Consider the following 9,963-nt stretch of genomic DNA (forward strand, 5'->3'; position numbering starts at 1 on the left):
GGCGTCCTTGGTCGCGCGCGTTTTCACCACGAGGAACCGCAGTCATGCACACCCTGATCCAGGAGATCGAGAAGGCCGCGATGCGGTCTGACGTACCGGACTTCCGCCCGGGCGACACGCTCAAGGTTCACGTGCGCGTGACCGAGGGCAACCGGAGCCGCATCCAGGTCTTCCAGGGTGTGGTCATCCGGCGCCAGGGCGGCGGCGCCCGCGAGACCTTCACCGTCCGCAAGGTGAGCTACAGCGTCGGCGTGGAGCGCACGTTCCCGCTCAACAGCCCGTCGATCGACAAGATCGAGGTCGTCACCCGCGGTGACGTCCGGCGCGCCAAGCTCTACTACCTCCGCGAGCTGCGCGGCAAGGCCGCCCGCATCAAGGAGAAGCGCGACAACTGAGCGGGCGTCACTTCCGACTTCGACCCCGGCACGCCACATCGGCGTGCCGGGGTCTGTCGTTGCTCCCTCTGGGGATTTCCATGTGCTCAGCAGACGACACGCTGACGTTGGCCGCCGCCGGGGGCTTCAGGGCATTAGGCTTCCCCTGATGACTGACGACGAGCAGGGCCTGCGCGAGCCCGCGGCCACCGCCGGTGACACGCGCCATGAGGCATCGCAGAACGGCCGGGCGGGCGCGCGCTCTGACGATCCGGAGCCGGGAGACGAACGATCGGCGACCGGGCAGGCCGGCGCATCGGGAGCCTCGGGCCCCGGAGACTCCGGATCGGACGACGAGGACTCCTCCGGCGACGGCAAGGGCTCGCGGAAGAAGAAGCAGGGCTCCTTCTGGAAGGAGCTGCCAATCCTGATCGTGGTCGCCCTCGCTCTCGCCATGGTCATCAAGGCGTTCGCGGTCCAGGCGTTCTACATCCCGTCGCAGTCGATGGAGAACACGCTCAAGGTCGGCGACCGGGTCCTGGTCAACAAGATCGTCTACCACACGCGCGACATCAAGCGCGGTGACGTCGTCGTGTTCAACGGCCTGGACTCCTGGGACCCGGAGGTCCAGTACTCGCAGCCGAGCAACCCCGTGTCGAAGGTCCTGCGCGCCATCGGCAGCGCGTTCGGGGTGGTCCCGGGCGAGAAGGACTACATCAAGCGGGTCATCGGCGTGCCCGGCGACCACGTGGTCTGCTGCGACGCCCAGGGCCGCGTCAGCGTCAACGGTCACCCGCTCGAAGAGACGTCGTACCTCTACACCGACCCGGTGACCCACGAGCAGAACAAGCCCTCCGACGCCAGGTTCAAGGTCACCGTGCCGCCGGGCCGGCTCTGGGTGATGGGCGACCACCGTGAGGTGTCCTACGACTCCCGCGGTCATCTGGGCGACCCCGGCGGCGGCACGATCCCCGAGAGCCGCGTGGTCGGCAGGGCGTTCGTCGTCGTCTGGCCCGTCACACGCGTCAAGACGCTGCCGATCCCGAAGACGTTCGGCCAGCCGGGGCTGGCACTCGCGAACGACGCGCTGCCCGCCGTCCCGCTGGCGCTCGGTTTCGCCGGAGCGGTCCCGGTGACCTTGCTGCGCAGACGCCGCCGTCGCACCGGGTCGTCCGCGCGCGGCGGCCGTCGCCGCCTCCGGCGCGCCACGGGATGATCGGTCGCGCGGATACGCCCGTCGCACGCGGCGTTCCGGCCCGATTGCGCCCTCGCGCGACGTACCCTGCCTGATGTGTACATCGATGTCCGAGCCCACCGTCCTCGTGGTCTCACCCCTCGACGGGACGTCGGCATGTACGCGTACGAGCGGGTGCTGGAACGCTCCGGTCTCGGACCGGTCGCCGGGGTCGACGAGGCCGGGCGCGGCGCGTGCGCCGGGCCGCTGGTCGTCGCGGCAGTGATCCTCGGGCCGGAGCGTCGTGGCCGGATCGAGGGGCTCGCCGATTCCAAGCTGCTCACCGCCGCGCGCAGGGAGCGCCTGTACGACCAGATCACGACGAGGGCCATGGCGTGGCACGCCCTCGTCGTGCCGTGCGGGGAGATCGATCGGATCGGTCTGCACCGCTGCAACATCGCCGGGATGCGGCGGGCACTCGCGGGTCTCAGCGTGGACCCCGGTTACGTCCTGACGGATGGCTTCCGGGTGCCGGGCATCTGCTCACCGGCGCTCCCGGTGCCCAAGGGCGATCAAGTGGCGGCATGCGTCGCCGCGGCGTCGATCGTGGCGAAGGTGACCCGGGACCGGATCATGACGGAGCTGCACGAGGGTTATCCGATGTACGGTTTCGGCGTTCACAAGGGGTACGTCACCCGTGCGCACGCCGCGGCGTTGGAGGAGCATGGACCTTGTCCTGAACATCGGCTCTCCTTCGTCAACGTGGCCCGGGTGGCCGCGGCGGAGGCGGGGCCGGAAAACGACGCCTCAGACACTGGGGAGATCGATTGGGAGGCGTCACACTATGAGGACACCGCCGACCAGGCGGACGTCGCCTGAGCCGTGGTTCGGGGAGGGAACGCGAGTATGAGCGCAGAAGACCTCGAGAAGTACGAGACCGAGATGGAGCTCCAGCTCTACCGCGAATACCGAGATGTCGTCGGCCTGTTCACGTACGTCGTCGAGACCGAGCGCCGGTTCTATCTCACCAATACCGTCGATCTGCAGGTGCGCAGCACCGACAACGGCGAGACCTTCTTCGAAGTGACGATGCAGGACGCGTGGGTCTGGGACATGTACCGCCCTGCGCGCTTCGTGAAGAACGTTCGGGTCGTGACGTTCAAGGACGTCAACGTCGAGGAACTCGCCAAGAGCGACCTGGAACTGCCCAACAGCTGACGTGCGGCGACGCGGGGTGGGCGGCACACGGTGCCGCCCGCCCTCTCATGTTCCCCGGGCGGCTGCGGGAGCGTCCGGCGTCCAGGCGGCCCGGATCCGACATGGCGATCCCACCTCGCCGCCCCCGGGACCGGCCCGCGCCGCGGTCCCGCCGAGGCCGTGACCCGTGCGCATCGTGCGGAGCCGCCGGAGTTATGGGACGCCGGGCCGGAGCCGCCGGAACTATCAGGCCGAAGACGCCGAAGACGCCGAAGACGCCGGAGACGGAGTCGCCGGAGCTGTGGGGTGCCGGGGCGGAGTCGCCGGTCAGGAATTCGGGGGCGGGCGGCGCAGTTTCCAGCCTTTCGCGCAGCGTTCGACGAACCCGCCCGCCGACAGGGCGCCCAGACTGGCGAGCGCCGTGTCGAGATCCACACCCGCGGACACCGCGATCCGTGCCGTACCGGCTCCGCCGCGTGCCGGAATCGCCTCCAAGACGTCCCTGGTCACCGGGTCGAGCCGGTCACGGTCGAGGACCGGGCCCCGCTTCTCGGGCGCGAGGTCGTCGCCGATGAGGCCGACCAGGTCGAGGACCTCCGCCGTGTCCGTGACGCACACGGCTTCGTCCCACTCCCGCAAGAGGGCGTGACAGCCGGCGGACGCCGCAGAGGTCACCGGCCCGGGCACGACCATCACGGCGCGGCGAAGGTCACGAGCGTGGCGCGCCGTGTTGAGCGCACCGCTCCGGCGCGCCGCCTCGACGACCACCGTGCCCCGGGTCAGTGCCGCGATCGCCCGGTTCCGCACCAGAAAGCGGCTGCGGGTGGGCGGAGCACCGGGCGGCAGCTCGCTCACCAGCAGGCCGTAGCGCGCGATCTCCGAGAAAAGCCCCCCATGGGGGCTCGGATAGGGCACATCGAACCCGCAGGCGAACACCGCCACGGTCAGGCCGTCGGCGGCCAGCACACCGCGATGCGCCGCCGCGTCGATTCCGAACGCGCCCCCGCTAACCACCGTCCACCCGCGATCGGCGAGCTCGGCGCCCATCTCGGCGGCGACGTTGACGCCGTAGGAGGTGGCGGACCGGGAGCCCACGATCGCCACGGACCGCAGGCAGCCGAACCGCAGGTCCTGATCGCCGCGCACCCACAGCCCGTACGGTTGCCGGTTGCCGAGATCGTCGAGTTGGGACGGCCATTCCGCGTCTCCCGGGCACACGAGTCGTCCGCCCAGTGCGTCGCACTCGGCGAGGAGGCGCTCCGGCTCGGCGCCGGGCAGCCGGGCCCGCCACGCCGCGAACCGCCGAGCCACGCGCCTTTCGCCCGAGCCCGCCGGGCCGGTGTTCGGGGGGCCGCTGTTCGGCAGGCCGCTGTCCGGCAGGCATGCGTCCGGCGGGAACTCCGAGCGGATGGCGTCCAGCGCGCCGACCGCTCCCTCCGCCGCGATCAGACGACCTAACAGCTCATCGCCCGGTTCTGCGATGCGGGTAAGGAGGGCGCGTGCGAACCGTTCCTCCGCTGAGATCATCATGTCTCCTCCGTGGAAGGGGTGCCCGCCGGCCCATCACCGTGGCGGGCCCCTTCATCAACGTCCCTGCCAGAGCCCGAACGCCTGAGTGACCTCACTCGCGGTCGGAGCGTCCTTTCCGGTGAGGTCGGCGAGGGTCCAGGCGACGCGAACGACGCGGTCGAGGCCGCGCGCGCTGAGCCGCCCGTCGGCCAACGGTTGGTCGATCGCTGCCAGCGCCCCGTGCGGGGGCGCGAACCGGCGCCGAAGCTCCCGGCCGGGGACGTCGGCATTGGTGCGCCAGGGCAGGTCGGCCAGCCGCCGGCGGGCCCGGTCACGGGCGACCAGCACCCGCTCCGCGACCGTGGCGCTCGACTCGGCCAGTTCCAGGTCGTATCGCAGCTCCGCACGGCTGACCTCCTTCAGCTCGGACTTCAGGTCGATCCGGTCGAGCAACGGCCCCGACAGCCGGGCGAGGTACCGCTGCCGGATCGACGGCGCGCAGGTGCAGTCGCGGACCTTGGTGGCCGCGCACGGGCAGAGGTTGGCAGCCAGCAGCAGCGTGAACCGCGCGGGGAACCGGGACGTCGCCCCCGACCGGGCGATCACCACCTCGCCTTCCTCCAGCGGCTGGCGTAAGGCGTCCAGCACCCCTCCGGCGAACTCGGGGCTCTCGTCCAGGAAGAGGACGCCTCGGTGGGCCAGAGAGACCGCACCGGGCTGGATCAACCGGTTGCTGCCGCCGCCGACCAGAGCGGCCCGGGACGCCGTGTGGTGGGGAGCGCAGAACGGCGGGTGGGTGATCAACGGTTGACCGGTCGGGAGACCGCCCGCGACCGAGTGGATCGCCGTCACCTCCAGAGCGGCGTCACGGTCCAGCTCCGGCAGCAGAGTGGGCAGGCGCTCGGCCAGCATCGTCTTCCCGCACCCGGGCGGCCCGGTGAACAGGAGGTGGTGGCCGCCGGCGGCGCTGACCTCCAGCACCTTGCGCGCGTCGGCCTGACCTCGCACGTCGGCCAGGTCGAGATCTCCTCGCCGTGCCCGGGATCGGGCGGCCAGCCCGTTGGGCTGCGGGGCCGACGCCTCCTCGCATGACTCGTCCTCCCCCTCGTCCGGGGGAGGGAGGTCACGGAACCGGGCCACCAGGGCCCGGAGCGACCCCGCGCCGATGACCCGCACGCCGGGCACGAGCGAGGCCTCCGCGAGGTTGGCCTTCGGCACGACCACCGTCTCGACGCCCGCGTCCGCCGCAGTGAGCACGGCGGGCAGCACACCCGAGACGGGACGGACCCGGCCGTCGAGTCCCAGCTCGCCGATCATCACCGTGCCCGCGCAGGCCTCGGCGGAGACCGCGCCCTCCGCCCCCAGCAACGCCACGGCGATGGCCAGGTCGAAGCCGCTTCCCCGCTTCGGCATGCTCGCGGGGAACAGGCTCACCGTGACATGCCGGTTGGGCCAATGCTCACCGCTGGTCAGGATCGCCGCGCGGACGCGGCTGCGGGCTTCGTTCAGTGCTGCGTCGGGCAGGCCCACGAGGTGAAGGCCCGGAACCCCGCTGGTGATCGCGGCCTCGACGTCGACGAGAGCCCCGTCGACGCCCAGCAGGGCGACGGCGCGCGTGCGGGCCAGGGCCATGGTCAGCACGCTCCCTTCAGGTGGTCGACGGTGAAGCGGCTGGGCCCGTCGGCGAGCAGGCCGATGACATCGATGCGGGCGGTCGCGTGGCCGACGCCGTGGGCGGCCAGCCACCGGCCCGCAAGGCGCCGTAATCGTGCGGCCTTGGCCGGGGTCACCGCCTCGACGGGAGTGCCGAAGGCGGTGCTGGAGCGGGTCTTCACCTCGCACACCACCAGTTGCTCGCCGTCGCGGGCCACGATGTCCAGCTCACCCTCGCCACAGCGCCAGTTGCGATCGAGGATCTGCCAGCCCAGCCGGGTCAGATGGTCCGCGGCGGCCTGCTCGCCCTGCTGCCCGAGCCTGTCCTTCGCGTGCATGCGCTCACCTCCGACGTCAACGGTGCCGGAGCGTGCACGGTCCGTGGCCGCCGAATCGCATTCTGTGGATAACGAGGGAGGGGACGGTGCGTTCGCTTGATTGCCGGTGCCCTGTGGCGCAGGGTGGCGTCCGTACGGCGGGCCATGGAGCCGGTGCCCGCAGAAGAGGAGGCCGTGGTGGCGATCGCGGACGAGCCTGAGGTGGGGCCCGACGAGGCGTTCGGTGCGGTGCTGGCCGCATTCGAGCGGCACCTGCGGGCCGAACGCGGTCTGTCCTCCCATACCATTCGCGCCTATCTCGGGGACGTCGCGGATCTGTTCGCGCACGCGCACCGCATGGGGCTGCGGGAGCTGGCGGGTCTCGACGTTCGGATGTTGCGTGCCTGGCTGGGCGCACAGCACGCGCTGGGCCGGTCGCGGGCGACGCTCGCCCGCCGAACCGCCTCGGCGCGGGTGTTCACCGCCTACGCCCACCGCCGAGGCCTGCTGCCGACCGACCCCGGGCCCCTCCTCGGTACTCCGAAGCAAGGGCGGACCCTGCCACGGGTGCTGCGACAGGACGAGGCCGCCGACTTGCTCGACCGGAGGCCGCCCAGAGGCGGTGCGGTGGAGGGCGAAGGGGCCAGGCAGGAGACCGCGGCGGCGGAGAACGAGAGGACGGCAGACGTCACCGGCGAGGCGGCAGACGTCACGGGGCTCGCCGAGGCGGCTCCTGCCGGGGGAGGAGCAGACGGTGCAGAGGGTGCCGTGGACGCCGTCGCGCTACGGGACCAGGCCGTGCTCGAACTGCTCTACGGCTCCGCCATCCGGATCGGAGAACTGTGCGGCCTGGACCTCGACGACATCGACGCCGCCCGGCGTACGGTCCGGGTGATCGGCAAGGGCGACAAGGAGCGGACGGTCCCGATGAGCGCGCCGGCGGCCCGAGCGGTCGAGGCGTGGCTGCGTCAGGGACGCCCCGAGCTCATGGGTGATCGCAGCGGGTCGGCACTGTTCCTCGGCACGCGTGGCGGCAGGTTGCACCCCACCGTCGTTCGCCGCGTTCTGCACCGGCGGCTCGCGGAGCTGGGCCTGCCCGACATGGGGCCGCACGGTCTCCGGCACAGCGCGGCCACCCATCTTCTCGAAGGCGGCGCGGATCTGCGGAGCGTGCAGGAGATCCTCGGTCACTCCTCCCTGGCGACGACCCAGGTCTACACCCATGTCTCGGCGGAGCGGCTCAGGGCGGCCTACCGACAGGCCCACCCACGGGCTTAGGCGCGCCTCCATCGACCGCCGTCGGCGCCATCGGTGAGTGACGGGTGAACGGAGCGCTCGTTGACTTCCTCCCCCTTCTGAAGAAAGGGGGATTCCCATCGGCCGTGTGGCCGATTCGGCCTTTAGGCCGGGCGCCTCGCGGCGCGGGTTTCCTGTTTCAGCGCCGGCTGCGGAAGGGAGGACCCTTGCCGTCTTACATCAGCTCCACAGGCATCGCCGGGGTTGTGCCCGGCTACGGCTCGACCAGCCGCAAGGATGTTCTTGGCCGCGTTGATGTCCCGGTCATGCCGGGTGCGGCAGCCCGGACACGTCCAGTGCCGGGTGGAAAGACTCAGTTCCGCGAGCAGGTGCCCGCAAGCCGAGCAGGTCTTGGAAGACGGATACCAGCGGTCGATCACCACGAGCGTGCGCCCGGCCCGTTCGGCCTTGTACTCCAGCTGCCGGCGGAACTCCCCCCACCCCGCATCGGAGATCACCCGCGACAGCCTGCGGTTCTTGACCATGTTGGTGACCGCGAGGTCTTCGATCACGATCGTGTCAGCCCGACGGACGAGGTTGGTGCTGGTGCGGTGCAGGAAGTCGTTTCGGGCGTTGTGGACCTTGCGGTGGGCGCGGGCGACCTTGGTCTTGGCCTTACGGCGGTTCATGCTCCCGCGCTGGCAGCGGGCCATGCGCCGCTGGTAGCGGGCGAGGTTGCGGGCCTTGCGCTCCAGATGCCGGGGGTTGGCGATGCGTTCCCCGTCGGAGGTGACCGCGAAGTCCTTGATCCCCAGATCGATGCCGATGGCGTGCCCGGCCTCATCGATGGGGTCGGGCACTTGGGTGTCGATGGCGAACGTGACGTACCAGCGGCCGTCCGGATCCCGGGAGATGACGACCATGGTGGGGTTGAGCGTGGAGACCTCGACGTCGTCGAAGGACCACACGAACCTCAGCGGGGTGGCGGTCTTGGCCATGGACAACTCGCCGTTGTTCATGCGGAACGCCGAGCGGGTGTAGTGCGCGGTCTGCCGGGAGTTGCGGTTCTTGAAGCGGGGGTATTTGGTGCGGCCGGCGAAGAAGTTCGCGAACGCGGCGTGCTGGTGGCGCAGTGTCTGTTGCAGCGGGACCGAGGACACCTCCGAGAGGAACGCCAGGTCTTCGGTCTTCTTCCATCCGGTCAAAGCGGCGTCGGTCTGCTTGTAGGAGGTCTTCTGGCCTCGCTGGTGGTACGCGGCGTGGCGTTCGGTGAGGGTCTTGTTCCACACCAGGCGCACACATCCGAACGTGCGGCTGAAAACCGCCGCTTGTTCGGGGCCCGGGTAGGCCCGGCACTTGTACGCCGTCCGCATGACCAGCACCTTACAACTGTCACACTCCCATGTAAGTCGAATGACCGAACGTCGGCGGACTCCGTTCTCAGGCCGTCCCGGCTACGCCGGGCCGTTCCTGACGGAGTCCGGATTCCTCCCCGGCCTGAAGGCCGGGGCATCCTCCGGAGGACTAGGTGAAACGCCCGGGCCGGGTGGTGACCCGGGCGGAATGCTCGGGGACGGTCCTGGGCGAATTGCTCGGTGACGGTTCCGGGCGAGGGGCGTCTTTGGTGTTTCGGGCCGATTCGCACTCGCGGTCACCGAGCATTCGGCATGCCACTCGTCGCCCGAGACGGCTGCCGCCCGAGAAGCCGTCGGCCGAAACCGGCCGAGGCGGCCATCGTGGGACGGAAGGCAGTAGGCGACGACGACGTCGATCCAGCTGTGCCGGTGCCATCGTGAGCATGCCCGGGCCGCCGAGACACCGACTGGCAGAGGCAGGCATTGGCCGTGACCGGCAGAGGCAGCCGTTGGCCGTGACCGGCCGAGACAACCGTCGGCTGAGACAGTGGCCGGCCGTGCTCACGCTCCGGCCGATCACCTGCGTCCGCGTCTTCGTCTTCCCGGATCGCGCCGATGCCGGCTCCTGCGGCGGCGACCGCGAGCGAGCGCGCGGGACATCGTGAGCGCCGCCGCTCCGGCGACGGCGATCGGGCCGACGGCCGTGCCGATCCCGGTGGTCGCGCCGACCGGAGGCGACGCCGGAGGTGCGCCGGCCGAGCGTGCGCCGGCCTGGAGGGTGGCTGCAGGGGTGCCGGCCGGTCGTGTCGCCGGGGGGCCTGCGGGCGGCCCGGCGAGGCCGATGCCCGGGGGCGAACGGCGTTCGTCGCCGGGCTCGGCGACGGAAGGCACCGGAGCGTTCCACCAGGGGAGGAGACGAACGGGGCCGAGGCCGAGCAGTGAGAGCGGGTCGAGGTAGGCATCGCCGCGCAGCAGGCCCCAGTGCAGGCAGCTCTCTTGTCCGCAGTGGCCGAGGACCGCCTCCACCACGCCGATCCGCGCGCCCGCCGCGACCGTCTGCCCCGCGAGGACGCTCGGCCGTACGGGCAGGTAAGTGGTGCGGACCGGACCGTGGGTGATCGTCACGACGCCACGGCCCGCCAGGTCAC

Annotated in this window: 9 protein-coding genes and 1 pseudogene; 5 read left to right on the forward strand and 5 right to left on the reverse strand. The window is 71.0% G+C overall.

Features of this window, described 5'->3' with window-relative positions; translation table 11 throughout:
• Positions 1 to 44 precede the first annotated feature (44 nt).
• From rplS to NE236_RS42795, 4 genes are all read left to right on the forward strand, one after another.
• The gene (gene rplS, locus NE236_RS42780; protein WP_252848055.1) at positions 45 to 395 is read left to right on the forward strand and encodes a 50S ribosomal protein L19; all 351 of its coding nucleotides are present in this window, start codon (positions 45 to 47) and stop codon (positions 393 to 395) included.
• Positions 396 to 543: 148 nt separating this feature from the next.
• On the forward strand, positions 544 to 1,590 hold the full coding sequence (gene lepB / locus NE236_RS42785; RefSeq protein WP_252848056.1) for a signal peptidase I: 1,047 nt from the start codon (positions 544 to 546) through the stop codon (positions 1,588 to 1,590).
• Positions 1,591 to 1,665: 75 nt separating this feature from the next.
• A complete protein-coding gene (locus tag NE236_RS42790) occupies positions 1,666 to 2,427 on the forward strand; it encodes a ribonuclease HII (RefSeq protein WP_308209226.1) in 762 nt (253 codons plus the stop codon).
• A gap of 27 nt (positions 2,428 to 2,454) precedes the next feature.
• Positions 2,455 to 2,766, forward strand: a complete 312-nt coding sequence (locus tag NE236_RS42795) for a DUF2469 domain-containing protein (protein WP_252848057.1) — start codon at positions 2,455 to 2,457, stop codon at positions 2,764 to 2,766.
• A gap of 306 nt (positions 2,767 to 3,072) precedes the next feature.
• Here the strand turns inward: NE236_RS42795 and dprA are convergent, their stop codons facing one another.
• From dprA to NE236_RS42810, 3 genes are read right to left on the reverse strand one after another with little or no spacing between them, the layout of a single operon-like run.
• Positions 3,073 to 4,275, reverse strand: a complete 1,203-nt coding sequence (dprA, locus tag NE236_RS42800) for a DNA-processing protein DprA (RefSeq protein WP_252848058.1) — start codon at positions 4,273 to 4,275, stop codon at positions 3,073 to 3,075.
• A 54-nt stretch (positions 4,276 to 4,329) separates the two neighbouring features.
• On the reverse strand, positions 4,330 to 5,886 hold the full coding sequence (locus tag NE236_RS42805) for a YifB family Mg chelatase-like AAA ATPase (RefSeq protein WP_252848065.1): 1,557 nt from the start codon (positions 5,884 to 5,886) through the stop codon (positions 4,330 to 4,332).
• A 2-nt stretch (positions 5,887 to 5,888) separates the two neighbouring features.
• Positions 5,889 to 6,245 carry a YraN family protein gene (locus tag NE236_RS42810; RefSeq protein ID WP_252848059.1) on the reverse strand — a complete coding sequence of 119 codons (357 nt, stop codon included), beginning with the start codon at positions 6,243 to 6,245 and terminating at the stop codon, positions 5,889 to 5,891.
• A 96-nt stretch (positions 6,246 to 6,341) separates the two neighbouring features.
• Here NE236_RS42810 and NE236_RS42815 point away from each other — a divergent pair, with 96 nt between their 5' ends.
• Positions 6,342 to 7,502, forward strand: coding sequence for a tyrosine recombinase XerC (locus NE236_RS42815; RefSeq protein ID WP_252848060.1), 1,161 nt, complete (start codon positions 6,342 to 6,344; stop codon positions 7,500 to 7,502).
• A 122-nt stretch (positions 7,503 to 7,624) separates the two neighbouring features.
• Here the strand turns inward: NE236_RS42815 and NE236_RS42820 are convergent, their stop codons facing one another.
• Both NE236_RS42820 and NE236_RS42825 read right to left on the reverse strand, forming a co-directional pair.
• Complete coding sequence (locus NE236_RS42820) at positions 7,625 to 8,833, reverse strand: RNA-guided endonuclease InsQ/TnpB family protein (protein WP_252848061.1); 1,209 nt, start codon at positions 8,831 to 8,833, stop codon at positions 7,625 to 7,627.
• Between the two features lie 558 nt (positions 8,834 to 9,391).
• Positions 9,392 to 9,963: pseudogene (locus NE236_RS42825) on the reverse strand (hypothetical protein); the annotation flags it as partial.

Source organism: Actinoallomurus purpureus (assembly GCF_024055795.1).
In the GTDB taxonomy this organism is placed as follows: domain Bacteria; phylum Actinomycetota; class Actinomycetes; order Streptosporangiales; family Streptosporangiaceae; genus Actinoallomurus; species Actinoallomurus purpureus.